The following is a 26,741-nucleotide window of genomic DNA, read 5'->3' on the forward strand; positions in this document are numbered from 1 at the left end:
TTATGCGCTGCCGTCGCGCTGCGGCAGCGGCATTCCGGGATGCGAGGCATCGCGGACAAAAGGCAGGTGATCGCAGGCATGCTGGCGCGCGGAACGAATAAACGCTTCCGTTACCGGCTGACGCTGCTCGCCATCGCGCACCGCAGCATACAGGCGGCTCCACAGGCCTTCGCCGAGGGTTTTTGTCACCACCAGGCCCTGGCGTTCAAAACTCTCCACCACCCAGTGCGGCAGTGCGGCAATCCCCATGCGCGCCGCGACCATCTGTATTAGCAGCAGGGTATTATCGACGCTTTTCAGCGGCGGGCTGATACCCGCAGGCTGCAGGAAATGGCGCCAGATATCGAGGCGCTGACGCTGTACCGGATAAATCATCAGCGTTTCATCGACCAGGTCTTCCGGGAGAATTCGCGGGCTTTGTGCCAGCGGATGGTCGGGCGCCAGTACCAGCCGCACCTCAAAATCAAACATCGGCGAGTAGTGTAAACCGCTGCGTGGCAGGATATCAGAGGTGAGAACCACATCCAGTTCGCCCTGCTGCAGGGCTGGTTGGGGATCGAAGGTCACGCCAGATTTAAAATCCATCACCACCTGCGGCCAGCTGCGGCGAAAATTATCCAGTGCCGGCGTCAGCCACTGAATACAGCTATGACACTCAATCGCAATGCGCAATGCTGACTGATGAGGCTCATGGCAGGCTTGCAGCGCCTGCTGGATTTGCGGCAGCACCTGCTCGGCTAGCTGTAGCAAAATGTCCCCCTGCGCGGTAAAGCGCAGCGGTTGACTCTTTCTGACAAACAGGCGAAAGCCCAGACGCTGCTCCAGATCGCTGAACTGGTGCGATAGCGCCGACTGCGTCTGATGGAGCTGTGCGGCAGCCGCAGCCAGCGAACCCGTATTACGCAGCGCTTGCAGCGTCCGCAGGTGTTTAAGTTCAATCATGAGAGTCCTTCACATCGGGCATGAATAATTTGCGCTTGAGGATTAAACAATACCTGCAGAATATAGCGGTGTAAACATCTGGATGGCTAAATGGACCGGCAGCTTCAAAACAGCGACCCCGGCCTGCATCGTTAAAGAGGATAGCGTAATGACAATTCTTAACCATACCCTCGGATTTCCTCGTGTCGGTTTACGTCGCGAACTGAAAAAAGCGCAGGAAAGCTACTGGGCGGGTAAATCGACTCAGGAAGAGCTGTTAGCAACCGGCCGCGAACTCCGCGCGCGTCACTGGCAGCAGCAGCAGGAAGCCGGTGTTGACCTGGTGCCCGTGGGCGACTTTGCCTGGTACGATCACGTACTGACAACCAGCCTGTTGCTGGGCAACGTGCCAGCGCGCCACCAGAATAAAGACGGCTCTGTCGATCTTGATACGCTGTTTCGCATTGGCCGCGGTCGTGCGCCGACCGGCGAACCCGCGGCGGCGGCAGAGATGACCAAATGGTTCAATACCAACTATCACTACATGGTGCCGGAGTTTAGCGAAGGCCAGACCTTCAAACTGAGCTGGACGCAATTGTTAGATGAGGTTGACGAGGCGCTGGCGTTGGGCCACAAGGTGAAACCCGTCCTGCTGGGCCCGGTAACCTACCTGTGGCTGGGCAAAGTGAAGGGCGCTCAGTTCGATCGTCTGACGCTACTTAACGCCGTTTTGCCGGTTTATCAGCAGGTACTGGGCGAGCTGGCGAAACGCGGAATCGAGTGGGTGCAGATTGATGAGCCTGCGCTGGCGCTGGAACTGCCGCAGGCGTGGCAGGAGGCGTTCAAACCCGCCTACGACGCACTGCAGGGGCAAACGAAGCTGCTGCTGACGACCTATTTTGACAGCGTAGGACAGAATCTGAACGTTATCCGTCGCTTGCCGGTGCAGGGTTTGCACGTTGATCTGGTGCACGGTAAAGATCAGCTGGAGAAGCTGAATGAAGACGTTCCGGCCGACTGGCTGCTGTCGCTGGGGGTGATTAATGGCCGTAACGTCTGGCGCGCCGATCTGAGTAGCTGGTTTGAGCGTCTGAAGCCGGTGATCGGTAAACGTCAGCAGCTGTGGATTGGCAGCTCTTGTTCGCTGCTGCACAGCCCGATCGATCTGAGTGTTGAAACCCGCCTTGATGATGAAGTAAAGAGCTGGTTTGCTTTTGCGCTGCAAAAATGCGGCGAGCTGGCGTTATTGAGCCGCGCTCTGAACAATAACGACCCCACATCGCTGGAAGCCTGGAGCGCACCGATCCGCGCTCGTCGCGATTCCAGCCGGGTGCACAATGCCGCCGTTGCCAAACGCCTGGCGGCGATCACCGCCAAAGACAGCCAGCGTGACAGCATCTATCCGCTACGTGCTGATGCCCAGCGTGCGCGTTTCCAGCTGCCGGCCTGGCCGACCACCACGATCGGTTCATTCCCGCAAACCACTGAGATTCGCGGCCTGCGTCTGGATTTTAAGCAGGGGCGCATTGACGGCGGTAACTATCGCACCGGCATTGCTCAGCATATCAAGCAGGCTATCGTTGAGCAGGAGCGCCTGGGACTGGATGTACTGGTCCATGGTGAGGCTGAGCGCAACGACATGGTTGAATATTTCGGCGAACATCTGGACGGTTTTGTCTTTACGCAAAACGGCTGGGTGCAAAGCTACGGATCGCGCTGCGTAAAACCACCGGTAATTATTGGTGATATCAGCCGTCCTGAGCCGATCACTGTCGAGTGGGCGAAGTATGCGCAATCCCTGACTGACAAGCCGGTGAAAGGGATGCTGACCGGCCCGGTAACCATCCTTTGCTGGTCCTTCCCGCGTGAAGATGTGACGCGGGAAACCATCGCTAAGCAGATTGCGCTGGCGCTGCGTGATGAAGTCGCTGATCTGGAAGGTGCCGGTATTGGCATTATTCAGATTGATGAGCCGGCGCTGCGTGAAGGCCTGCCGCTGCATCGTTCTGACTGGGCGGCTTATCTGGAGTGGGCGGTGGAAGCGTTCCGTCTTAACGCCGCGGTGGCCAAAGACGACACGCAGATCCATACCCATATGTGTTATTGCGAATTCAACGACATCATGGATTCGATTGCCGCACTGGATGCTGACGTGATTACCATTGAAACGTCGCGTTCCGATATGGAGCTGCTGGAGTCGTTTGAAGAGTTTGAATACCCCAATGAAATCGGTCCTGGCGTATATGATATCCATTCTCCTAACGTGCCGGATGTTGCCTGGATGGAAGATTTGCTGAAGAAAGCCGCCCAGCGCATCCCGGTTGAGCGTCTGTGGGTCAACCCGGATTGCGGCCTGAAAACCCGTGGCTGGACGGAAACCCGTCAGGCGCTGGCAAACATGGTAAAAGCTGCGCAAAACCTGCGTGCTTCCGTTAGCTGAGTTGTGTTGTTGACGTAGTGTGTTACAGCTTGGGGCATCTAAGGATGCCCCTTTTTTTATTCGTTTTTTAGCTTGAGCGCGCTAAGTCGTGGCACCGCGCTTTGCGCCATCTGATAGAAGTCAGCATCAATCTCTACGCCGACGCTGCGATAACCCACCGCGTTGGCTGCTGCCAGCGTGGAACCCGCGCCCATGAAAGGATCAAGTACCTCACCTTGTGCCAGCGGCAGCACGGCGCGCACCAGCTGGCGCATAAAACCCTGAGGCTTTAGCGACGGATGGGGAGCGATGCGTTTTTCACCGGCAGGGGTAGGGTGCGAGCGAATAAGATCGCCGAACGGTTTATCAGCTGCGGGGCGGCGAAACCCTCCCGTATGCCAACGCCGCAGATTATCCTGCGCTCTCCCTTCCAGCGGTTTACGCAGCAATACCCACGGCTCCCACTGCGAGCGCGGCATGACGGACACCATATTAAATTCATTATGGGCATTTTTCGGCCGGTCACCGCCGCGCATCGTCATCACCTGGCGCGCCAGATAGCCTCGTAGCTCCAGGCCTGAGCTGGACATCGCAGATGCCACCAGATGGCAGAGCAGCGGGTTTGAAGCCACCACAACGTTGGCTCCCGGAACGATAACGCGATGCAGGCTGGCCGCCAGCCTGGCGAAAAACTGCCACAGTTTTTCGCGGTCGTCATCGCTAAGTACGGTAAAACGAGGAAGCGGGCCGCGCTGACGACCATCAAAAGCAGGGGGCAGACGCCAGATGCCGCCCTTCCCGGCGCGCAGCTTTGCGGTGTGCGCCGGGCTGTACTCCAGCAGGCTATATGGCGGATCGGTCACGACCGCCTGGAAGCGGTTCTCTTGCTGCTGCGCCAGCCATTGAAAGCAGTCAGCATGAACCAGCCGGGCACTGCCCGCGTGCGCCAGCGGGAAATCGCCGCCGAGCGCCGTTTCGCCGGCTAACGTTAAACGATAATGACCGCGCGCTACCCGGCTAAACAGGCCGGGCGTATTCAGATTCAAATAGGAGCGCACCGACGATGAGGCCACAGGCCCAATCAGGCGACTGACGGCGAGCGTGATTTCACTGGTTGACGCTTCACGCTGATGCTGGGTCAGAAAGGTGATGATGGCATCGCGTACGATGCCGGCGGCGTAAGCCATGATGATGGTCCCCTCTAAGTGCGGGAACGATGTTAGAGCTTAGACGTCGTTGGGTCAACGTCAGCATCAATGACATGCAGCCACTGGCTGGCAAAATGCACCTGGTCGGAGAGAGCAGCAGGACGCGCGACTTATCAATAAACTCGCCGCCTGCCCGCGTCGGTTTAAATCCCGGACGGACCTCAGGCGCCGGAGCTGACGTTCCGGCGCGATCGCTTTGACGCTCTGGATTATATCGGGCGACGACGTCCGTTTAGCTTTGCGGATTCACGCCATGCAGCTTGAACCAATCCAGCATTCTCTGCCAGCCATCCAGCGCCGAGGACTGGTGGTAGCTGGGACGATAATCCGCGTTAAACGCATGTCCGGCATCAGGGTAAACGATGATTTCTGCTTTAGCGTTGGCTGCACGCAGCGCCTGACGCATGGTTTCAATGCTATCCTGGGGAATGCTGTCATCCTTGCCGCCATACAGGCCAAGAACCGGCGCGTTGAGGTTAACGGCAATATCAACCGGATGCTCGGGCTGCTTCATGGACTTTTCGCCAACCAGCTTACCGTACCAGGCTACGCCCGCTTTTAGCTGCGGATTATGTGCGGCGTACAGCCAGGCAATGCGCCCGCCCCAGCAAAATCCGGTAACGGCCATTTTACGCATATCACCATCGTGGCGTGATGCCCAGTTGGCAACATGGTCAAGGTCGGCCAGCACCTGAGCATCGGGGACTTTGCTGACCAGTTCCTGAAGTATTTTGCTGACATCGTTATAGTCGGCCGGGTCGCCCTGGCGAAAATAGAGTTCAGGGGCGATGGCAAGGTATCCTTCACCCGCAAGGCGGCGGCAGATATCGCGAATATGCTCATGGATGCCGAAAATTTCCTGAATAACCAACACCACGGGCAGCGCTTTGTCTGCCGTTGCTTTCGGGCGGGCGTAAAAGGCGGGCATATTTTCGCCCTGGGTCGGTATTGAGGTTTCTCCCGACTGTATCGCCGGACTATCGGTAATAATAGTTGTAGAGGCGACAGGTGATACGGCCGGAGTAAACCCGCTATGACCTGGTTTTTGCGTAACGTTGTCGTCGGTTTTCATCGGTCTCTCCATGTGTCTTGAGCGCAATTGGTAACTATAGTCTGTCTGCTGCGAATGCATTATCAGTCAACCTGCTCTGTTATCATCAGACGCCTTCGCTGTGAGCACATCTTGTGTCAAACCTGACGGGAAGAGTGGTTATATGTGACATTAATCACTAATTAATTTTTTGCTTGCATTAGTTGTCTTCACTACCAGTGATTGTCGTCACGTTTAACCCTTATCAGATCGCGTAAAGTACGCCGTCTGTACCCTTTATCAGTGTAGACAGGAGTTTGAAATGGCACAGTCTGATGTTTTCCATCTGGGTCTTACCAAAGCGGATATGCAGGGAGCGACCCTGGCTATCGTCCCAGGCGACCCTGAGCGAGTAAAAAAGATCGCTGGGCTGATGGATAATCCGGTACACCTTGCTTCTCATCGTGAGTTTACTTCCTGGCGCGCGCAGCTGGGCGGGAAGTCGGTAATTGTTTGTTCTACCGGTATTGGCGGACCTTCTACTTCAATCGCGGTGGAGGAGCTGGCGCAGCTGGGAATCCGCACTTTCCTGCGGGTTGGCACTACCGGCGCGATTCAACCGCATATTAACGTTGGCGATGTGCTGGTAACCACCGGCTCAGTTCGTCTGGACGGCGCCAGCCTGCACTTTGCCCCGATGGCGTTCCCGGCAGTTGCTGACTTTGACTGCACCACGGCCCTGGTCGCCGCGGCGCGTGAAATGGGGGCGTCTCCTCACGTGGGCATTACCGCCTCGTCTGATACCTTCTATCCGGGTCAGGAGCGCTATGATACTTTCTCCGGCCGCGTGGTGAGCCGCTTTCAACATTCAATGGAAGAGTGGCAGCAGATGGGCGTAATGAACTACGAAATGGAGTCTGCCACGCTGCTGACAATGTGCGCCAGCCAGGGGCTGCGTGCAGGCATGGTGGCCGGGGTAATTGTTAACCGTACCCAGCAGGAAATCCCCAACGCGGAAACGATGAAGCAGACTGAGAGCGATGCGGTAAAAATCGTGGTTGAGGCTGCCCGCCGCCTGGTCTGAATCCACAGTATGGCACGCATTGTCACGACGCCTTTTCCTGCTTAGTTTATTGAGATTGCTACAGTGAGGTTAATTTCAGTAAAAGGAACGGGTTATGGCTATCTCTTCAGCGTTAAGTCCGCAGCAGGGTATTAACTTTCGCGACCTGGGCGGCCTGCCTGCCCAGGACGGGCGTCTGGTCCGCTCCGGCTGTTTGTTTCGCTCCGGGGCGCTTGACGCGCTAAGTGATGACGATCTGGCTCAGCTTGCCGGGCTGCCGTTAATACACGTCGTAGACTATCGCGATGCCGATGAAAGCAGACTACACCCGGATCGACTCTGGTCGGGGGCCGTTTACCATGCAGTGCCGGCGAATCCGCTTAGCGCCAAAGTCAGCGCCAGCCTGGATACCCTGGTTGGCGAGGCGATCCACGACTTTGACGCTGAAGCTTTTATGCTGGAATTGTATCGCCTGCTGCCATTCAATAATCCGGCGTATCACCACCTCTGCGCGCTGCTACGCGACTCAAACACCACTTCATTAGTACAGCACTGTGCGGTAGGTAAAGACCGTACCGGTATCGGCAGTGCGCTGGTGCTCTTTGCCCTCGGCGCCAGCAAAGAAACTGTGATGCAGGACTATTTACTGACGCAAAAAACGCTGGCGCCGTTTCGCGACCGCATGCTGTCTCTTTTCGCCTCCAGGCTGGATAGCCACGGCCTCGATAAGCTCAACTATGTGCTGTCAGCCCATGAAACCTGTCTGCAGGCTGCATTTGACGAAATAGAACGGCAATACGGTTCAATCGATCGCTGGCTGGCGCGCGAATATCAGCTGGATGATGTGGCCCGCGCCGCGCTACAGCAGCGTTTTTTACTGCCCTGATTCTTCCCCCCGTTAAATTATCTGGACATTCATACAGTGCCGCTCTACCTTTTCCCGTTAGCAGGGGATCGGGAGAGCGAAATGGATATAACGATAGTTTATTTTGTTGCCGCAGGGCTGACAGGCTTGGTGATTGGCGCACTGGCGATGCATTTGCGCCATCAGCAGGTGCAGGGCGAGCTACGTCTGCTGACGCACAGCGCTCAGCAGTCAGAAGCCGAGCGTCAGCGCCTGCAGCTGCAATATGACGCACAGCTGCAGGAGCTGCGTCAGATGCAGGGTTCCCTTAGCGCCGCGCAGGAGAAACTCCATCACTTTGACCACTGGCGTAACGAGTGTGAACAGCTCGGCCGCGAGTTGCGTAATCAGCTGGAGGTCAACAGCGCCCAGGAAGCTGAGCTGCGTGAGGTTTCCATTCGGCTTGAGGAAACCCGTCTGGCCGCTGAAGAGAAGCAGCGGCTGCTGGTCAATAGCGAACAGCGTCTTAATGCGCAGTTTGAAAATTTGGCAAACCGTATTTTTGAAAACAGTGGCCGACGGGTCGATGAGCAAAACCGCCAGAGCATGAATGCGCTCATTACTCCGCTGCGCGAGCAGCTGGAGGGTTTTCGTCGTCAGGTGCAGGAGGGATTCGGCCAGGAAGCCCGCGAGCGCCATACGCTGACTCATGAAATTCGTAATCTGCAACAGCTGAATGCGCAAATGGCGCAGGAAGCAATCAACCTGACCCGCGCATTAAAAGGCGATAACAAAACGCAGGGCAACTGGGGAGAGGTTATTCTTAGTCGGGTGCTGGAAGCGTCGGGCCTGCGTGAAGGCTACGAATATGATACGCAGGTGGCTATTCAACTGGAAAACCAGGGCAGAATGCAACCGGATGTTATCGTTCATCTACCGCAAAATAAAGATGTGGTTATTGATGCCAAGATGACGCTAATCGCCTATGAACGCTACTTTAATGCCCAGGATGAGGCTTCCCGCGAGCTGGCCATTAGCGAGCATATCGGCGCTATTCGCAGCCATTTACGCCAGCTCAGCCGCAAAGATTATCAACAGTTACCTGGTTTACGCTCCCTGGATTACGTGCTGATGTTTATTCCGGTTGAGCCGGCGTTCCTGTTGGCGATCGACCGCCAGCCCGAGCTAATCAGTGAAGCGCTGCAGCAAAACATTATGCTGGTTAGCCCCACCACGCTGCTGGTGGCTTTACGCACTATCAGTAATCTCTGGCGCTATGAGCATCAAAGCCGCAACGCGCAGCTGATCGCCGAACGGGCGTCAAAGCTCTACGACAAGATGCGGCTGTTTGTCGATGATATGAGCGCCATCGGGCAGAACCTGGATCGCGCCGGCGAAAGCTACCGCCAGGCGATGAAAAAGCTCAGCGAAGGACGCGGCAACCTGATTGCACAAAGCGAGCGTTTCCGCCAGCTGGGCGTCGATATCAAACGCCCGATTAATCCGCAGCTGGCGCAGCAGGCGATGCCGGAAGAGGCGGAGGACGATGCGGAAGGCGACGACCAGCAGGACGACACCGCGTTGCAGCTTGAAACCGTGCGGCGGCTTCAGCAATAGACCGCACTCAGGGTGCCAGGGTAGATGGACTCTGGTACACTGTGGCGATACGTGAATTTAAGATAATCCAGCAGGCAAAACGCATGGCAGATAATAACGAGGAAACGACACATTTCGGATTTCGCACGGTGGCGAAAGAGGAAAAAGCCGGAATGGTGGCCGATGTTTTCCACTCTGTAGCGGCAAAATACGATCTGATGAACGACCTGATGTCGCTGGGAATTCATCGCATCTGGAAACGTTTCACTATTGATTGCAGCGGCGTGCGGCGCGGTCAGAAAGTGTTGGATTTGGCGGGAGGAACCGGCGACCTGACGGCTAAGTTTTCGCGCATTGTTGGTGAAACCGGCGAGGTTGTGCTGGCGGATATCAATAGCTCAATGCTGAAAATGGGGCGCGAGAAGCTGCGTAATAAGGGCGTACTGGGCAATGTTAGCTATGTGCAGGCCAATGCCGAGGCGTTGCCCTTTCCGGATAATACGTTTGATTGCATCACCATTTCGTTTGGCTTGCGTAACGTGACGGATAAAGATAAAGCGCTGGCTTCGATGTTTCGGGTGCTGAAGCCCGGCGGGCGGCTGTTGATTCTGGAGTTCTCTCGTCCGCTATTCGAACCGCTCAGCAAAGCCTATGATGCCTATTCGTTTCACGTCTTGCCGCGCATTGGCGAGCTGGTGGCGAAAGATGCTGAAAGCTACCGTTATCTGGCGGAATCAATTCGTATGCACCCGGATCAGGAAACGCTGAAACAGATGATGATGACGGTTGGGTTTGAAAATATCAGCTATCACAATCTGACCGGCGGCATCGTCGCTTTGCATCGTGGATTTAAGTTCTGAGCAGGAAGGCTTATGACAATTATGCCGCTGTTGACCGCGGGACTGGAAACGGTGCTCAACTCTGTTTTATATCGCGATCGCGGGCTGAAAGCTGCGCGTCAGCGCCTGGCCGGTCGCAGCCTGTCGCTTGAGCTACAGGGCTTTTCTCATCCGCTGATTTTACTGTTCAGCGAACAGCAGGTTGATGTTATCAGCGCCTGGGAAGACCAGGCTGACTGTCGCGTACGCACCCGCATTTCCACACTCAGTAAGCTGCGCGATCGCCAGCAGCTGTCGGCTTTGATTCGCAGCGGCGAGCTGGAAGTCGATGGCGATCTGCAGGTGATCCAGCAGTTCTCCGCACTTATTGATCTGGCTGAATTTGATCCGGCGGAATACCTTGCTCCCTGGCTGGGCGACGTTGCTGCTCACGGAGTGGGGGCGATGCTAAAAAAGAATCTGGCGTTCATTCAACGGGATGCAGCACGCAAGCAGCGTTATTTATCTGAAGCGATAACCGAAGAGTGGCGGCTGGCGCCAGGTGCGCTGGAAGCGGCCTGGTTTGCGGAGGAAGTTGACGCTCTCGATCGCCATCTGACAGAGCTGGAAGTCCGACTCAACAAGCTGGAGGCGAAATGACGCCAGGCGAAATCCGACGTCTTTATTACATTATTAGCGTGTTTCTCAGCTATGGTCTGGATGAGCTAATCCCCAAAACTCGGCTTGCTCTGCCGCTGCGCTTATGGCGTAAGTGCTTGTTCTGGATGCCGAACAAGCATGCCGGTCAGCCGCTAGGAGAACGCCTGCGCCTGGCGCTGGAACAGCTGGGGCCAGTCTGGATAAAGTTTGGTCAAATGATGTCTACCCGCCGCGATCTGTTTCCGCCCCATATCGCCGACCAGCTGGCGATGCTGCAGGATCGGGTTGCGCCTTTTGACGGGCACAAAGCGCAACAGCAGATTGAGCTGTCACTGGGCCAGCCGGTCAGCGTTTTTTTCGATGATTTCGAGGTGAAACCGCTGGCATCCGCGTCCATTGCCCAGGTGCATACGGCGACGCTGCGGGAAAACGGTCGCGAAGTGGTGATCAAGGTTATCCGTCCCGATATTGTCCCGGTGATCAAGGCGGATATGAAGTTGATTTACCGCCTGGCGCGCTGGGTGCCCCGCCTGCTACCTGACGGTCGCCGACTGCGGCCGCTAGAAGTGGTCGCCGATTATGAAAAAACGCTGTTGGATGAGTTGAATTTGCTACGCGAAGCCGCTAACGGCATACAGCTGCGGCGCAATTTTGAAGACAGCAAAATGCTGTATGTTCCTGAAGTATTCTCGGATTACTGCAGCGAAAATATGCTCGTCATGGAGCGCATTTATGGAATCCCCATCTCCGATGTCGTCACGCTGGAGCAGCACGGCGTAAACCTGAAGCTGCTCGCCGAACGCGGCGTGCAGGTGTTTTTTACCCAGGTGTTTCGCGACAGCTTTTTCCATGCGGATATGCATCCGGGCAATATCTTTGTGAGCTACGAGCATCCGGAGGATCCCCAATACATCGGTATTGATTGCGGTATTGTCGGCTCGCTGAACAAAGAAGATAAACGCTATCTGGCCGAGAACTTTATCGCCTTTTTTAATCGCGATTACCGTAAGGTAGCTGAGCTTCATGTTGACTCCGGCTGGGTGCCGCCTGATACCAACGTGGAAGATTTCGAATTTGCCATTCGTACCGTATGCGAGCCTATTTTTGAAAAGCCGCTGGCTGAAATCTCGTTTGGTCACGTGCTGCTTAACTTGTTCAATACTGCCCGCCGCTTCAATATGGAAGTGCAGCCGCAGCTGGTTCTGCTGCAGAAAACCCTGCTGTATGTGGAAGGGGTTGGACGTCAGCTTTATCCGCAGCTGGACTTATGGAAAACGGCCAAACCTTTTCTTGAAGACTGGATTAAAGATCAGATTGGCCTGCCGGCGGTGCTGCGCGCTCTGAAAGAGAAGGCGCCGTTCTGGGCGGAGAAGCTCCCTGAGCTACCGGAGCTATTTTATGATAGCCTGCGGCAGCATAAGCTGTTACAACATAGCGTTGATAAATTAACCACCGACCTGAGGGTCGAACGCACGCGCCACAACCAGTCACGCTATCTGTTTGGCATTGGTGCGACGCTGCTGCTTAGCGGCTCGGCAATACTGCTGCAACGGCCCGGCTGGGATGTCTTCCCGGCCTTGTTAATAGCCGGCGGGATCGTTTCCTGGCTAGTGGGTTGGCGTCGAATTGAATAATTGTCATGAAGCGTAAAAAAACCGCATGAATCCCTTCTGAACGTGTTGATGCCATCGTCAGCGAGGTTTGAGCTGTTATATACTATAAAGAGCATCCTTTATACATAGGGGAAAATAATGTTAGGTGGTTTAAGTTTTGGTCATTTACTGGTTGTCGCGGTAATCGTGGTCCTGCTATTTGGTACCAAAAAGCTGCGCACCCTCGGCTCCGATCTTGGCGCTTCACTCAAAGGCTTTAAGAAAGCGATGAATGATGACGATGACACAGAGAAAAAGTCAGGTCAGGATGCGGATTTCAACGCGCGAGTGACCCACAATCACCCGCAGGAAACTGAAGTTAAAGACGAGACTAAAAAAGATAAAGAGCAGGTATAAACCGTGTTCGACATTGGTTTCAGCGAGCTGCTACTGGTCTTTATCATTGGCCTGGTCGTATTGGGGCCGAAGAGACTGCCCATTGCGGTAAAAACCGTTATGGGTTGGATCCGCGCGATGCGATCGCTGGCGGCAAACGTTCAGAACGAACTGGCGCAGGAGCTGAAGCTGCAGGAGTTGCAGGACAGCCTGAAGAAAGTTGAACAGGCGAGCAAAGACAGTCTCTCCCCTGAGCTTAAGGCGTCAATGGACGAGCTTAAACAGTCCGCAGATTCGCTTAAGCGTAGCTACCTGAACGATCCGGAAAAAGAGTTCGACGAGCAGGCGCATACCATTCATAACCCGCTGGTAAAAGATCCAGCGGAGTTCCACGAGGGTGCGACGCCAGCTAGAGCCGACCATCAGGCGAGCGCTCCCCAGCAGTCGCCTGAAGTCATGGCGCCGCCGGTGGTGGAGGCTGAAGCCACTGCAAAAAACGCCGCTTCGCGCAGTACCTCGTCTCCTTCAGAAGTAAGTGATGAACGTTAAACATGGCCGTTGAAGATACCCAACCGCTCATCAGTCATCTGATTGAGCTGCGTAAACGTCTACTTAACTGCATCATTGCGGTGGTAGTGATATTTTTCTGCCTGCTTTATTTTTCCAACGATATTTACCACTTGGTTGCCTCACCGCTTATCCGTCAGATGCCGCATGGCGCAAGTATGATAGCAACCGGCGTGGCGTCGCCTTTTTTAACGCCGATCAAGCTTACGGTTATTGTTTCGGTGTTTATCGCCGTACCCATAATTCTCTATCAGGTTTGGGCATTTGTCGCACCTGCGCTGTATCGTCATGAACGTAAGCTGATTATGCCGCTGCTGTTCTCCAGCACCCTGCTGTTCTACATCGGCGTGGCGTTTGCGTACTTTGTGGTTTTCCCCATCGCCTTTGGTTTTTTTTCCAAAACCGCGCCGCAAGGCGTCACTATCGCAACCGATATCAGCAACTATCTTGATTTTGTCATGACGTTGTTCATGGCGTTTGGGGTGTCGTTTGAGGTGCCGATAGCGATTGTTTTACTGTGCTGGACCGGGATAACCTCACCGGAAGATCTGAAACGAAAACGTCCTTATGTGCTGGTAGGCGCCTTCGTTGTCGGAATGTTCCTGACGCCACCAGACGTATTTTCACAGACACTACTGGCAATACCCATGTATCTGCTGTTTGAAGTAGGCGTTTTCTTCTCGCGCTTCTATGTGGGTAAAGGTCGTCGGGACGACGAAGAGCCGGAACAGGAATTGTAACGCTGACGACCTTTTCGCCGGTCCCTGCAAGCTGGTGACCACATGTGTTAAATAACCGCCCGCCAGGGCGGTTAATGTTTGGAAAGCTTATGTTTGATATCGGTGTAAACCTGACCAGTACGCAGTTCGCTAAGGATCGCCGCCAGGTGGTAAAACGGGCTCGCGACGCGGGCGTCACTGGCATACTGATTACGGGGACCAACGCGCTTGAGAGCCAGCAGGCACAGGTTCTGGCCGGTGAAAACGAGGGGTTTTGCTGGTCTACGGCCGGCGTTCATCCCCATCATGCCAGCGAGTGGTCAGCAGAGACGGAAGCCACGCTGCGCCGTCTGGCCAGCCAGCCGCAGGTCGTGGCGATCGGCGAGTGCGGGCTTGATTTTAACCGTAATATCTCTGCTCCCGAACAGCAGGCTTATGCGTTTGACGCTCAGCTGGCGCTGGCAGCGGAACTGCAATTCCCGGTTTTTCTGCACTGCCGCGATGCTCACTCGCGCTTTATGGCTATCTTAAAGCCCAGAATGGCGCAGCTGAAGGGGGGGGTTATTCATTGTTTTACTGGCACCCTTGAAGAGCTGAACGACTGCCTTGCTGCGGGGCTTTATATCGGCATTACCGGCTGGGTGTGTGACGAACGTCGTGGCCTTGAGCTGCGCGCGCTGTTGCCGCACATTCCGCTGGACAGACTGCTGCTGGAGACCGATGCGCCGTATCTGCTGCCGAGAGATATGCGCCCACGGCCGGTTTCCCGCCGTAATGAACCCTGTTTTCTGCCCCATATTGTTCAGCAGGTTGCCAGCTGGCGTGGTGAAGAGACTGAAATGCTGGCGCAGAAAACCGCTGAAAATACACGCCGACTTTTTCAACTTTGATAAGGCCGGGCCTTTTGTAATCCGGAGAAAAGAAAATGAGTTATGTGTTTCCAGGGATCTTTCCCGGACGTCGCCTGCGTCGCATCCGCCGTCATGATTTTAGCCGCCGTCTCGCAGCGGAAAACCAGCTTAGCGTCAATGATCTGATCTACCCGGTGTTCGTGATGGAAGGGCAGAATAAGAAGCAGGAAGTGCCTTCAATGCCCGGCGTATATCGCATGACCATCGACCTGTTGTTAAAAGAGGCAGAGGAGGTCGCCCGGCTTGGCGTGCCGGTTCTGTCACTGTTCCCGGTCATTGAGTCAGATAAGAAATCGCTACAGGCTGATGAAGCTTTTAATCCTGATGGACTGGTGCAGCGCAGCGTGCGCGCGTTAAAAGACAGAGTGCCGGAGTTGGGGCTGCTCACCGACGTTGCGCTCGATCCCTATACGACCCACGGTCAGGATGGCGTAATTGATGAACATGGCTACGTCATCAATGACATCACGAAAGAAATTCTGGTGCGCCAGGCGCTGTCTCATGCCGAGGCGGGCGCCGAGATCGTTGCGCCAAGCGATATGATGGATGGACGTATTGCGGCTATTCGTGAACGACTGGAGTCGCAACAGCAGGTGAATACCCAGATCATGGCCTATTCGGCAAAATATGCATCCTGCTACTACGGCCCGTTTCGCGATGCCATCGGCTCGGCGGGCAATCTGAAAGGCGGCCATAAAATGACCTATCAGATGGACCCGGCCAACAGCGATGAAGCTTTGCAGGAAATTGCTCAGGATCTGCAGGAAGGGGCTGACATGGTTATGGTTAAGCCGGGAATGCCTTATCTGGACGTTATCCGTCGGGTTAAAGATACCTTTGGCGTGCCGACTTTTGCGTATCAGGTATCCGGCGAGTATGCCATGCACATGGCGGCCATTCAGAACGGTTGGCTGGCGGAAAAGCCAGCGGTAATGGAGTCGCTACTCTGCTTTAAACGCGCTGGCGCAAACGGCATTCTTACCTATTTTTCCAAACGCGTAGCGCAGTGGCTCCATGATGAAAGGATGCAGCCGCGTTAAGCATACCGGGCCGGATCGCCGGCCCGCTTTCTGAAACTGACCGTTCGGTTGCTCATGGCGCAGCGCTATTAGCGCTCCACCTTCTGAAACTGATTGTTTTCCATGCTGCGCGTGACTTGCTTATTGAGCAGGTTAAGCAGCAGCATCGATCGTGCTTCACCTTCCGGTTCGGTAAAAATAGCGCGCAGTCCTTCAAACGCGCCCGCGGTAATAATCACCTCATCACCCGGCTGTGGCAGTGCAGGGTCGACGCCGGTTTTGGGCGCGTCGTTTTGTAATGCCTTAATAACGTCCAGCGGCACGGTGGCAGGATGGTTGCCAAAGCGAACAAAATGGCTGACGCCGCGGGTGGCGCTGATGGTTGTGGTATGAATGGTTTCCGGATCGAATTCAATAAACAGGTAGTTAGGAAACAGCGGTTCGTTAACCTGGGTGCGCTTTCCCCGCACCAGCTTGTCCATAGCAATCATTGGGCTAAGGCAATTCACCGCCTGGCGCTCAAGATGTTCTTTAGCGCGCATAAGCTGACCACGTTTGCAGTACAGAAGATACCAGGATTCCATATATGTCGCTTTCCACCTGTCGGGCAGCTAAGAATAGCAAACTCGCAATGATAGTTATAGCCGGGCCAGCTGGCAACTGCCACTGAGCGGCGGCTCAGACGGCGGCTTGCAAAGGCGCATGTTGTCTGATTGAGCCGTTAACTGCGGCTAAGGTATCGCGACAGGAAATTGGCCCCTATAATGATCGCTCCACTGATGGTTAAAAGAGAAGTCATGAAATACCACGACTTACGCGATTTTATTGCCCTGCTTGAGCAGCGCGGGGAGCTGAAAAGAGTAAAACAGTCTGTCGATCCCTACCTCGAAATGACTGAGATTGCCGATCGTACTCTGCGCGCCGGTGGCCCGGCCCTGTTGTTTGAGAACCCGAAAGGATACAACATGCCGGTGCTGTGCAATTTATTTGGCACGCCCGGACGCGTTGCGCTTGGTATGGGACAGGAAGATGTCAGCGCGTTACGTGACGTCGGCAGGCTGCTGGCTTTTCTGAAAGAGCCGGAGCCACCGCGCGGTTTCCGTGATTTTTTCGATAAAATTCCGCAGTGGAAACAGGTACTGAATATGCCAACCAGGCGGCTGCGCAGCGCGCCTTGCCAGCAGCAAGTATGGCAAGGGGATGATGTCGATCTGCAGCGTATTCCGGTAATGCAGTGCTGGCCGGATGACGCTGCGCCGCTGATCACCTGGGGACTAACCGTTACGCGCGGACCGGCTAAAGAGCGTCAGAATTTGGGAATATATCGTCAGCAGGTTATCGGCAAGAATAAGCTGATCATGCGCTGGTTGTCCCATCGCGGCGGCGCGTTGGACTTTCAGGAATGGTGCCAGCAGCATCCCGGCGAACGTTTTCCGGTAGCCGTTGCGCTGGGGGCCGATCCGGCAACCATCCTCGGCGCGGTAACGCCGGTACCGGATACGCTTTCTGAATATGCTTTTGCCGGACTGCTGCGCGGGACAAAAACCGAAGTGGTCAAATGTATTTCCAGTGAGCTTGAGGTTCCGGCCAGCGCTGAAATCGTACTTGAAGGATACATCGAACCCGGCGAGACGGCGGCGGAAGGCCCTTATGGCGACCACACTGGCTACTATAATGAAGTAGACAACTTTCCCGTCTTTACCGTTACCCACATTACCCAGCGCAGCGATGCTATTTATCATTCAACTTACACCGGTCGCCCGCCGGACGAACCTGCTGTTTTGGGGGTGGCGCTGAATGAAGTTTTTGTCCCGATTTTGCAAAAGCAGTTTCCGGAAATTGTCGATTTTTACTTACCGCCTGAAGGCTGCTCGTACCGGCTGGCGGTCGTTACCATGAAAAAACAGTATGCCGGCCATGCAAAACGCGTAATGATGGGCGTCTGGTCGTTCCTGCGGCAGTTTATGTACACTAAGTTCGTTATTGTCTGCGACGATGACGTCAACGCCCGCGACTGGAACGATGTCATCTGGGCAATTACAACCCGCATGGATCCGGCGCGCGATACGGTTTTGGTGGAAAACACGCCAATTGATTATCTGGATTTTGCCTCGCCGGTTTCCGGTTTAGGTTCCAAAATGGGCATGGATGCGACCAATAAGTGGCCGGGCGAAACGACGCGTGAATGGGGACGACCAATCCGCAAAGATCCTGACGTTACCGCGCGTATTGATGCTATCTGGGACGAACTGGCGATTATGGATACGCCCGCCGCGAAAACGGATAAACTGATTTAATTACCACCCTGCAGAGCGAACGCATGACAATATTGAGCTGTAAAGTAACCTCCGTTGAGGCGATTACGGATACCGTTTACCGGGTGCGCCTGGTACCCGCCGCAGATTTTAGCTTTCATGCTGGCCAGTATCTGATGGTGGTGATGGATGAGCGGGACAAACGTCCTTTCTCGCTGGCGTCGACGCCGATGGAAAAAGATATTATCGAGCTGCATATTGGCGCCTCTGAGCTCAATCTTTACGCCATGGCGGTAATGGATCGTATCAAAGAGGATCGTGAAATTACGGTCGATATTCCTCATGGCGATGCCTGGCTGCGCGAGGAAAGCGATCGACCGCTTATCCTGATTGCCGGCGGCACCGGCTTTTCCTATGCACGCTCCATTCTTCTGACCGCGCTGGCGCAGCAGCCCAACCGTAATATTGCGCTTTACTGGGGCGGCCGCGAGCTGAAGCATCTCTATGATCTTGAAGAGCTTAATGCGCTAGCCGTGCGCCATGCCAATCTCAACGTGGTGCCGGTTGTCGAGCAGCCGGAAGACGGCTGGCAGGGGCGTCATGGTACCGTCCTGACGGCGGTAATGCAGGATTATCCCTCACTGGCTGGTCATGATATCTACATTGCTGGTCGCTTCGAGATGGCAAAAATCGCCCGTGAACGCTTTTGTGCCGAACGCGGCGCTGAAGAGGCGACGATGTATGGCGATGCGTTTGCCTTTATCTGATGTAAAAAAAGCCGCCGGGTAAACCCCGGCGGAAATCATCAGCAATCATACAGCCACTTCAACGTATTCTGTCTTACTGGCCGATCACACGCGTTCGAACACCGTTGCGATGCCCTGACCGAGCCCAATACACATAGCCGCCACGCCAAACTGCACATCCCGACGTTCCATCAGGTTGAGCAGGGTGGTGCTGATGCGCGCGCCGGAGCAGCCAAGTGGGTGGCCGAGCGCGATCGCACCGCCATTCAGGTTGACCTTCTCGTCCAACTGCGCCATCAACCCAAGATCTTTAATACAGGGTAGAGCCTGAGCGGCGAACGCCTCATTGAGTTCAAAAAGCCCGATGTCACTCAGGTTCAGACCGGCGCGCTTTAAGGCAAGCTGCGTCGCCGGTACCGGACCATAGCCCATGATTGAGGGATCGCAGCCGACGACGGCCATTGCCCGGATGCGCGCGCGTGCTTTTAGTCCCAGCTCTTCGGCACGCTGCTCGCCCATTATCAGCATCGCCGCTGCGCCGTCGGAGAGCGCGGAAGAGCTTCCTGCGGTTACCGTACCGTTGACCGGGTCGAATGCCGGCTTAAGAGCAGCGAGGCTTTCTGCGCTGGTCTCCGGGCGGATGACTTCGTCGCTGGCATAGCGCACCAGCACACCTTCGGCGTCATGGCCGCTGGTTGGTATGATTTCTGCGGCAAAATGTCCGGCCTGGGTTGCGGCCCAGGCGCGCTGATGTGAACGCGCGGCAAAGCTGTCTTGCATCTCGCGGCTGATGCCATGCATCCGGGCGAGCATTTCAGCGGTCAGCCCCATCATTCCGGCAGCTTTTGCGACGGTGCGGCTAAGGCCAGGGTGGAAATCCACCCCGTGATTCATCGGCACATGTCCCATATGTTCAACGCCGCCGATCAGGCACTGGCGAGCATCGCCAACCATAATTGCCCTGGCCGCATCATGCAGTGCCTGCATCGATGAACCACAGAGCCGGTTGACGGTGGTTGCCGGAACGCGGTGCGGTATCTCCGCCAGCAAGGCGGCGTTGCGCGCTACGTTAAATCCTTGTTCGAGGGTTTGCTGTACGCAGCCCCAATAAATATCATCAAGTTCTGCCGCCTCAAGCTGCGGGTTGCGGCTTAGCAACGAACGCATCAGGTGGGCGGAAAGATCTTCTGCGCGTACCTGGCGAAAGGCGCCTCCCTTTGAACGGCCCATCGGGGTGCGGATAGCGTCAACGATTACTACCTTTTCCATGCTGTTTTCCTCAGGCCGTTTTTAACATGTCGTCGTGAATAGCCGCAGGCCGTGGATACCACTGGCTGGCATTACGGGCTTTTTCACGTAGCGCTTCAGGCGCCTGGTAGAGCGGTCCTAACCCGGCGAAATGCTCTGTCAGCGCCAGCGCTTTTTCACCGCCAAGAGAGTCCAGGTAGCGGAATGCGCCGCCGTGGAATGGCGGGAAGCCCAGTCCGTAGACCAGCGCCATATCCGCTTCCGCCGGGCTGGCGATAATCTTCTCTTCCAGACAGCGAATAACCTCATTAAGCATGGGTATCATCATGCGGCTGATTATCTCTTCATCGGTGAATACCCGCCGTGGCTGGCAGACGCTTTCCAGCAGGTCGTCGACCGCAGGGTCGCTTAGCTTTTGCTGTTTACCCTTTTTATCGGTTTCCCAAAGATAGAAACCGCGCTGATTTTTCTGACCGTAACGCTTGGCGTCAAACAAGACGTCAATAGCATCGCGATAATCTTTTTGCATGCGCTGAGGAAAGCCCTGCGCCATAACCTGCTGGGCATGATGTGCGGTATCAATGCCGACTACATCCAGCAGGCGTGCCGGGCCCATTGGCCAGCCAAACTGCCTTTCCATTACCTTATCTATCTGACGGAAGTCTGCCCCGTCACGCAGTAGCAGGCTGAACGCCGCGAAGTAAGGGAACAGTACGCGGTTAACAAAGAACCCCGGGCAGTCATTAACCACGATCGGCGTTTTTCCCATTTTGCTGGCCCAGGCAACCACTTTAGCGATGGTGCTGTCAGCCGTTTTCTCACCGCGGATAACCTCAACCAGTGGCATACGTGGCACCGGGTTGAAAAAATGCATCCCGCAGAACTGCGCCGGACGCTTCAGCGCCTGCGCTAGCTGGCTGATCGGTATCGTTGAGGTATTGGAAGCAAGAATCGCATCCTGCGGCAGGTTATCTTCTGTTTCAGCCAGTACCTTCATTTTTACCGTCGGGTTTTCAACCACCGCTTCCACTACGATATCCGCCCGCTCAAACTCGCTGTAGCTCAGGGTTGGTCGAATATCCCCCATGATTTTTGCCAGCTTAAGACCATCAATTTTCCCGCGCTCAAGCTGCTTGTTGAGCAGCTTTGCCACTTCGTTGCTGCCCAACGTCAGCGCCTCCGGATTGATATCTTTCATCAGCACCGGGACGCCTTTCCACGCCGACTGCCAGGCAATGCCGCCGCCCATGATGCCGGCGCCCAGTACCGCGGCCTGGCGGGGCAGGGCGACATCCTGGGTTAGCTTTTTCGCTTTGCCCTTTACATATTGATCGTTAAGGAAAATACCCACCAAAGCGCGCGCCTGGTTGCTACGTGCCAGCGCCACGAAGCTTTCAGTTTCCAGCTTCAGCGCTTCATCGCGGCCAAGGCGCGCCGCCGCTTCTATGGTCTCAACCGCTTTGACTGGCGCCGGATAATGTTTGCCCGCCGTTTGCATCACCAGCCCTTTCGCCATGGTAAAACTCATCGCTGCCTCAACTTTACTGAGACGCAGCGGCGCCAGCTTCGGCGCCCGGCGGGCCTGCCAGTCAAGTTCACCGCTAACGGCAGCTTTCAGCATTTTCAACGCGGCGTCGCGCAGGTTATCCGTGGTGACGACCGCGTCGACCAGCCCAAGTCTGAGCGCTTCATCTGCGGCAACGTCTTTGCCGGCGGCGATGATTTCCAGCGCGCTGTCAGCGCCCAGCAGGCGCGGCAGACGGACCGAACCGCCAAAACCAGGCATGATCCCAAGCTTTGTTTCCGGCAGGCCAATGCGTGCATCCTGCGTAGCCAGCCGGAAATCGGTGGCAAGAATACATTCGCAGCCGCCGCCGAGCGCGTAGCCGTTAATCGCCGAGATAGTCGGCACGGGTAAATCTTCCAGACGCGAAAAGATGTCGTTGGCGTAAACCAGCCATTGCGTCAGCTTTTCGGCTGGCGCATCAAACAGCGCGAGAAACTCAGTAATATCGGCGCCAACAATAAACGCCGCTTTGCGCGAGCTGAGCAATACCCCTTTTAGCTGAGTCTGCTTTTCAAGCACCTTAACTGCTTCGTGCAGGCAGCTCACGGTTTGGGTGTCCAGCTTATTAACCGAACCGGGAGCGTTAAAGACTAACTCCGCAATGCCCTCATCAATCCATTCCAGAGAGAGGGTGTCGCTTTGATAGAGCATGGTGTTCTCCTGAAGCTACAGAAAGTATCTGGTCTTACCAGTTAGATTGAGTGTGAGATCGATGTTAAAAAAATGCAAACAAACATGTGGAAATTGCTGTCACGATCACAACGGCTGGGTAAAGCCATTGTTTGGCCTGCTATGGTAAGATGCTGGCAAATGACAGAACGGGAGGTGTGGGATGGATTCACTGGTTGCGCTGTATCAGGAGCATCTGAAAATTTTACAGGGCAGAGCGCAGCAGGCACTGGCGCGAATGAAACTGGATGCAATGTTGATTCATTCTGGCGAACTGCTAACGGTTTTTCTCGACGATCATGACTACCCATTCAAAGTAAATCCGCAGTTTAAGCACTGGGTTCCGGTAACGGACGTGGCTAACTGCTGGTTATGGGTTGATGGCGTTAATAAGCCGAAGCTATGGTTTTATTCGCCGGTTGATTACTGGCATAACGTCAAGCCGCTGCCGCAAAGTTTCTGGAGTGATGAAATCGATATCGTGGTATTGCGTAATGCTGATGATATCGCCCGGCTACTGCCGGCTCAGCGCGAAAATGTTGCCTATATCGGCCCGGCCGTTCAGCGCGCCTCCCAGCTGGGGTTTAGCGCCGATAATATTAATCCGCAGGGGCTGATTAATTATCTTCACTATTATCGTGCCTATAAAACGAACTATGAACTTGCCTGCATGCGTCAGGCGCAGAAAATTGCCGTGCTGGGGCATCGTGCTGCGAAAGACGCTTTTCTAGCCGAATTGAGCGAGTTCGATATTAACGTTGCCTATCTCAGTGCCACAGGACATCGTGATATTGATGTGCCCTACGGTAATATCGTGGCGTTAAATGAGCATGCCGCCGTGCTGCATTACACCCAGCTTGAACAGCAGGCGCCGCCGCAGCTACATAGTTTTCTGCTGGATGCTGGCGCCGAATATAACGGTTACGCAGCAGACATTACGCGTAGCTACGCCGCACAACCTGACAGCGAGTTTGCCGCGCTGCTGGCGGATATGGATCGCGAACAGCAGGCATTGATTGCCGATCTGAACATCGGGGGGCGTTATAGCGATTATCATTTGCAAATGCATCAACGTATCGCCAGGCTGCTGATAAAGCACGATCTGCTGAAAGGACTGAGCGAAGAGGCTCTGGTGGCGGAAGATATTACCGGGCCGTTTATGCCGCACGGACTTGGCCATCCGCTCGGATTGCAGGTGCATGATGTCGCCGGTTTTATGCAGGATGATAGCGGAACGCACATGGCCGCACCGCAGCAGTATCCCTTTCTGCGCTGTACCCGCATGCTTGAGCCCGGCATGGTGCTGACTATCGAACCCGGGATTTATTTTATCGACTCTTTGCTCGCCCCCTGGCGTGAAAGTCGTTTCAGCCAGCATTTCAACTGGTCGCGCATTGAGGCGTTTAAAGCTTATGGCGGTATCCGCATTGAAGATAACGTGGTGTTCCACGATAACAATCGTATTGAAAATATGACCCGCGATCTTAACCTGAATTGATGGATGCCTATGATATTCCCGCTGAGGCAGCCAGCTTCAGCGAGGAGATAAAAAAGAGCCGCTTTATTACGTTACTGCAGCATACTGAAGGGGTAGATGCGGCGCGCAATTTTGTCCAGCTCATTCGTCAGCAGCATCCTGATGCCCGTCATCATTGCTGGGCATGGGTTGCTGGCGCGCCGACGGATTCACAGCAGTTAGGTTTTTCAGATGACGGTGAGCCTTCAGGCACTGCGGGCAAGCCTATGCTGGCCCAGCTGATGGGCAGCGGCGTGGGTGAAATTACCGCCGTCGTCATACGCTATTATGGCGGGATACAGTTAGGAACGGGTGGCCTGGTGAAGGCCTATGGCAACGGTGTTCAGCAAGCGTTAAAGCTGCTTCAACGCCAGCTCAAAGTGCCGATGCTGTCCTTTCGTTTGTGCTGTGACTATTCACAGCTGGCTGATATTGAAAGATTAATTCAGTGGGCTTCCGGCACGCTGGTCAGCTCGGATTTTACCGAGCAGGTTACACTGCGGCTGGCGCTGCCCTACAGCCAGGTCGATGGCTTTCAATCGCGTTTGACCGATCTCAGCCGTGGTGCGCTCAGCCTTGAGCCGTTAGATTAATGAGTTAAGGAACTCTCATGCATTTTCGTGCCATCACCCGTATCGTGGGTCTGCTGGTGATTCTTTTTTCTGGAACCATGATCGTACCGGGATTGGTGGCGCTTATTTATCGTGATGGTGCCGGGCGAGCATTTACCCAGACTTTTTTTATGGCCCTGGCGATTGGCCTGCTATTGTGGTGGCCCAACCGTAAACAGCGCAGCGAGCTGAAATCCCGCGAGGGATTTTTAATTGTTGTTTTGTTCTGGACGGTGCTTGGCAGCGTGGGGGCGATGCCCTTTATTTTTTCTGAACATCCGAACCTTTCAATCACCGATGCTTTTTTCGAATCTTTTTCCGGATTAACCACGACTGGCGCAACAACGTTAGTCGGGCTGGATTCGCTACCTAAAGCTATTTTGTTTTATCGCCAGATGTTGCAGTGGTTTGGCGGTATGGGAATCATCGTGCTGGCAGTGGCCATTCTGCCCATTCTCGGCGTAGGGGGCATGCAGCTGTATCGTGCAGAAATGCCTGGGCCGTTGAAAGATAACAAAATGCGACCGCGTATCGCTGAAACGGCGAAAACACTGTGGCTTATCTATGTTCTTCTTACCGTTGCCTGCGCGATTTCCCTCTGGCTGGCGGGAATGCCGCTGTTTGATGCGATAAGCCACAGCTTTTCCACCATTGCGATTGGGGGCTTTTCTACCCATGATGCCAGCATTGGCTATTTCCATAGCCCTACGATCAATACCATCATTGCCATCTTTTTACTGATTTCAGGCTGTAATTACGGGCTTCATTTTGCCTTGCTGAGCGGGCGCAGCCTGAGAGTCTATTGGCGCGACCCTGAATTTCGTATGTTTATTGGCGTGCAGTTGACGCTGGTGGTGGTGTGTACGCTGGTGCTTTATTTCCATAACGTTTATGCCAGCCTTGGTCAGACGCTTAATCAGGCTTTTTTTCAGGTTGTCTCAATGGCCACCACCGCGGGCTTTACTACCGATAGTATTGCTCGCTGGCCGCTGTTTTTGCCGGTGTTACTGCTGTGTTCGGCTTTTATTGGCGGCTGCGCCGGTTCAACCGGCGGCGGCTTGAAAGTCATTCGTATTCTACTGTTATTTAAGCAGGGCTATCGTGAGCTGAAGCGATTGGTTCATCCTAATGCGGTATACACCATTAAACTGGGAAATCGCGCGCTGGGAGAGCGGATTCTCGAAGCGGTCTGGGGGTTTTTCTCCGCTTATGCGCTGGTGTTTATCCTGAGCATGCTGGCTATTATTGCGACTGGCGTGGATGATTTCTCAGCATTTGCCGCTGTAGCCGCTACGCTGAATAATCTGGGGCCCGGACTCGGGGTCGTCGCGGATAATTTCACCTCAATGAATGATGTTGCAAAATGGATCCTTATTTTAACCATGCTGTTTGGACGACTGGAGGTTTTCACGCTGCTGGTGCTGTTTACCCCTACCTTCTGGCGTGAATGACAGGGAGTAATGATATTGAAAACACTAATTATATTTTCCAGTCGGGATGGGCAAACCCGTGAGATATCTGCGGCAATCGCTTCGGAAATTAAGCATATCCAGCACTGCGATGTCGTGAATATCTTGCACGCCGGCCACGTTGACTGGGAAAATTATGATCGGGTGCTGATTGGCGCCTCTATCCGTTACGGCCATTTTCATCCGGCGTTGGCTAAATTTGTTGCGGCTAATTTGCCGGCCTTACGTGAACGCGTTAGCGGCTTTTTCTCCGTCAATCTGACGGCGCGCAAGCCGGAGAAGCGGACCCCGCAAACCAATGCTTATACCCGTAAGTTCCTGCTTAGCACGCCCTGGGAGCCTGACTGCTGCGCAGTCTTTGCCGGTGCATTACGCTACCCCCGCTATAGCTGGTTTGACCGTATCATGATCCAATTTATTATGCGCATGACCGGTGGGGAAACTAATGCCAGTAAAGAAGTGGAATATACAGACTGGCAGCAGGTAAGGCGCTTTGCGCAGGATTTTTCGGCATTACCCGGTAAAACGCACTGAAAATAAACATGCTGGTGAAAATTGATACGGTCAGATTTTTTTTTGCAAATAACGCTTGTCAGCGCATCTGAAGCGCCTATAATGCGCCTCCACTGACACGGCACAGCGGCAACGCGGACGGGGTCAGCAGGACGATGAAGCGATTCAGAATCCTGGCGGAGGAAAGGAAAAAATCCTTGACTCTTCAGCGGCAAAGCGTAATATACGCAGCCCGCGCCACGAGATAAAGTGGCACTGCTCTTTAACAATTTATCAGACAATCTGTGTGGGCACTCGCAGGATTGATATCGCAAAACTATTTGATGTATCAAGTCTTGAAGAGTGAACACGTAAATTCATTACGTAACCGTCAGGTTTTAATTA

At 54.7% G+C, this 26,741-nt stretch carries 24 protein-coding genes; 18 read left to right on the forward strand and 6 right to left on the reverse strand.

From position 1 onward, the window contains the following. Entirely contained in the window at nucleotides 1-942 is a 942-nt protein-coding gene (metR, locus tag BTJ39_RS18160; protein WP_078004095.1) for an HTH-type transcriptional regulator MetR, read from the reverse strand. 148 nt (nucleotides 943-1,090) lie between these two features. On the opposite strand from metR, the gene metE reads away from it, so the two are divergent. Next, complete coding sequence (gene metE / locus BTJ39_RS18165) at nucleotides 1,091-3,361, forward strand: 5-methyltetrahydropteroyltriglutamate--homocysteine S-methyltransferase (RefSeq protein WP_078004124.1); 2,271 nt, start codon at nucleotides 1,091-1,093, stop codon at nucleotides 3,359-3,361. Between the two features lie 56 nt (nucleotides 3,362-3,417). Here the strand turns inward: metE and BTJ39_RS18170 are convergent, their stop codons facing one another. Then, complete coding sequence (locus BTJ39_RS18170) at nucleotides 3,418-4,527, reverse strand: DNA-methyltransferase (protein WP_078004096.1); 1,110 nt, start codon at nucleotides 4,525-4,527, stop codon at nucleotides 3,418-3,420. Between the two features lie 253 nt (nucleotides 4,528-4,780). Then, complete coding sequence (locus BTJ39_RS18175; protein ID WP_078004097.1) at nucleotides 4,781-5,620, reverse strand: dienelactone hydrolase family protein; 840 nt, start codon at nucleotides 5,618-5,620, stop codon at nucleotides 4,781-4,783. 280 nt (nucleotides 5,621-5,900) lie between these two features. Here BTJ39_RS18175 and udp point away from each other — a divergent pair, with 280 nt between their 5' ends. The 11 genes from udp to hemB all read left to right on the forward strand — a co-directional run bounded on the left by udp (nucleotide 5,901) and on the right by hemB (nucleotide 15,784). Then, nucleotides 5,901-6,662, forward strand: a complete 762-nt coding sequence (gene udp, locus BTJ39_RS18180) for a uridine phosphorylase (protein ID WP_078004098.1) — start codon at nucleotides 5,901-5,903, stop codon at nucleotides 6,660-6,662. Between the two features lie 94 nt (nucleotides 6,663-6,756). Further along, a complete protein-coding gene (locus tag BTJ39_RS18185) occupies nucleotides 6,757-7,527 on the forward strand; it encodes a tyrosine-protein phosphatase (RefSeq protein ID WP_078004099.1) in 771 nt (256 codons plus the stop codon). Between the two features lie 81 nt (nucleotides 7,528-7,608). Then, entirely contained in the window at nucleotides 7,609-9,102 is a 1,494-nt protein-coding gene (rmuC, locus tag BTJ39_RS18190; protein ID WP_078004100.1) for a DNA recombination protein RmuC, read from the forward strand. 83 nt (nucleotides 9,103-9,185) lie between these two features. Beyond that, nucleotides 9,186-9,941 carry a bifunctional demethylmenaquinone methyltransferase/2-methoxy-6-polyprenyl-1,4-benzoquinol methylase UbiE gene (gene ubiE / locus BTJ39_RS18195; RefSeq protein ID WP_078004101.1) on the forward strand — a complete coding sequence of 252 codons (756 nt, stop codon included), beginning with the start codon at nucleotides 9,186-9,188 and terminating at the stop codon, nucleotides 9,939-9,941. 12 nt (nucleotides 9,942-9,953) lie between these two features. Beyond that, the gene (gene ubiJ, locus BTJ39_RS18200) at nucleotides 9,954-10,559 is read left to right on the forward strand and encodes a ubiquinone biosynthesis protein UbiJ (protein ID WP_078004102.1); all 606 of its coding nucleotides are present in this window, start codon (nucleotides 9,954-9,956) and stop codon (nucleotides 10,557-10,559) included. After that, nucleotides 10,556-12,193, forward strand: coding sequence for a ubiquinone biosynthesis regulatory protein kinase UbiB (gene ubiB, locus BTJ39_RS18205; protein ID WP_078004103.1), 1,638 nt, complete (start codon nucleotides 10,556-10,558; stop codon nucleotides 12,191-12,193). The genes ubiJ and ubiB overlap by 4 nt, the downstream gene beginning before the upstream one ends. A 117-nt stretch (nucleotides 12,194-12,310) precedes the next feature. Further along, complete coding sequence (tatE, locus tag BTJ39_RS18210) at nucleotides 12,311-12,568, forward strand: twin-arginine translocase subunit TatE (protein WP_078004104.1); 258 nt, start codon at nucleotides 12,311-12,313, stop codon at nucleotides 12,566-12,568. A gap of 3 nt (nucleotides 12,569-12,571) precedes the next feature. Continuing rightward, nucleotides 12,572-13,096, forward strand: coding sequence for a Sec-independent protein translocase protein TatB (tatB, locus tag BTJ39_RS18215; RefSeq protein WP_078004105.1), 525 nt, complete (start codon nucleotides 12,572-12,574; stop codon nucleotides 13,094-13,096). 2 nt (nucleotides 13,097-13,098) lie between these two features. Next, nucleotides 13,099-13,854, forward strand: coding sequence for a Sec-independent protein translocase subunit TatC (gene tatC / locus BTJ39_RS18220; RefSeq protein WP_078004106.1), 756 nt, complete (start codon nucleotides 13,099-13,101; stop codon nucleotides 13,852-13,854). A gap of 89 nt (nucleotides 13,855-13,943) precedes the next feature. Further along, nucleotides 13,944-14,723, forward strand: a complete 780-nt coding sequence (tatD, locus tag BTJ39_RS18225; protein WP_078004125.1) for a 3'-5' ssDNA/RNA exonuclease TatD — start codon at nucleotides 13,944-13,946, stop codon at nucleotides 14,721-14,723. Nucleotides 14,724-14,758: 35 nt separating this feature from the next. Then, a complete protein-coding gene (hemB, locus tag BTJ39_RS18230) occupies nucleotides 14,759-15,784 on the forward strand; it encodes a porphobilinogen synthase (protein ID WP_078004107.1) in 1,026 nt (341 codons plus the stop codon). 68 nt (nucleotides 15,785-15,852) lie between these two features. On the opposite strand, the gene rfaH is transcribed toward hemB, so the two are convergent. Beyond that, on the reverse strand, nucleotides 15,853-16,347 hold the full coding sequence (gene rfaH, locus BTJ39_RS18235; RefSeq protein WP_078004108.1) for a transcription/translation regulatory transformer protein RfaH: 495 nt from the start codon (nucleotides 16,345-16,347) through the stop codon (nucleotides 15,853-15,855). 213 nt (nucleotides 16,348-16,560) lie between these two features. Between rfaH and ubiD the strand changes: the two genes are divergently transcribed. Together ubiD and fre are read left to right on the forward strand one after the other, a co-directional pair. Next, nucleotides 16,561-18,060, forward strand: a complete 1,500-nt coding sequence (gene ubiD, locus BTJ39_RS18240) for a 4-hydroxy-3-polyprenylbenzoate decarboxylase (protein WP_078004126.1) — start codon at nucleotides 16,561-16,563, stop codon at nucleotides 18,058-18,060. A 23-nt stretch (nucleotides 18,061-18,083) separates the two neighbouring features. Then, the gene (fre, locus tag BTJ39_RS18245; RefSeq protein ID WP_078004109.1) at nucleotides 18,084-18,785 is read left to right on the forward strand and encodes an NAD(P)H-flavin reductase; all 702 of its coding nucleotides are present in this window, start codon (nucleotides 18,084-18,086) and stop codon (nucleotides 18,783-18,785) included. 84 nt (nucleotides 18,786-18,869) lie between these two features. Here fre and fadA read toward each other — a convergent pair whose 3' ends face one another. Together fadA and fadB are read right to left on the reverse strand one after the other, a co-directional pair. Beyond that, a complete protein-coding gene (gene fadA / locus BTJ39_RS18250; RefSeq protein ID WP_078004110.1) occupies nucleotides 18,870-20,033 on the reverse strand; it encodes an acetyl-CoA C-acyltransferase FadA in 1,164 nt (387 codons plus the stop codon). A 10-nt stretch (nucleotides 20,034-20,043) separates the two neighbouring features. Further along, on the reverse strand, nucleotides 20,044-22,230 hold the full coding sequence (gene fadB / locus BTJ39_RS18255; protein WP_078004111.1) for a fatty acid oxidation complex subunit alpha FadB: 2,187 nt from the start codon (nucleotides 22,228-22,230) through the stop codon (nucleotides 20,044-20,046). A 181-nt stretch (nucleotides 22,231-22,411) separates the two neighbouring features. Between fadB and pepQ the strand changes: the two genes are divergently transcribed. From pepQ to hemG, 4 genes are read left to right on the forward strand one after another with little or no spacing between them, the layout of a single operon-like run. Next, the gene (pepQ, locus tag BTJ39_RS18260) at nucleotides 22,412-23,746 is read left to right on the forward strand and encodes a Xaa-Pro dipeptidase (RefSeq protein ID WP_078004112.1); all 1,335 of its coding nucleotides are present in this window, start codon (nucleotides 22,412-22,414) and stop codon (nucleotides 23,744-23,746) included. Next, nucleotides 23,746-24,357 (forward strand): IMPACT family protein, encoded by a 612-nt coding sequence (locus BTJ39_RS18265; protein WP_078004113.1) that lies wholly within the window; start codon nucleotides 23,746-23,748, stop codon nucleotides 24,355-24,357. The genes pepQ and BTJ39_RS18265 overlap by 1 nt, the downstream gene beginning before the upstream one ends. Before the next feature lie 17 nt (nucleotides 24,358-24,374). Beyond that, complete coding sequence (gene trkH / locus BTJ39_RS18270; protein ID WP_078004114.1) at nucleotides 24,375-25,826, forward strand: Trk system potassium transporter TrkH; 1,452 nt, start codon at nucleotides 24,375-24,377, stop codon at nucleotides 25,824-25,826. A 15-nt stretch (nucleotides 25,827-25,841) separates the two neighbouring features. Beyond that, nucleotides 25,842-26,378: a menaquinone-dependent protoporphyrinogen IX dehydrogenase gene (gene hemG, locus BTJ39_RS18275; protein WP_078004127.1), complete on the forward strand. Its 537-nt coding sequence runs from the start codon at nucleotides 25,842-25,844 to the stop codon at nucleotides 26,376-26,378. The last annotated feature ends 363 nt before the right edge of the window (nucleotides 26,379-26,741 follow it).

This window comes from Izhakiella australiensis (genome assembly GCF_002006995.1).
GTDB lineage: Bacteria > Pseudomonadota > Gammaproteobacteria > Enterobacterales > Enterobacteriaceae > Izhakiella > Izhakiella australiensis.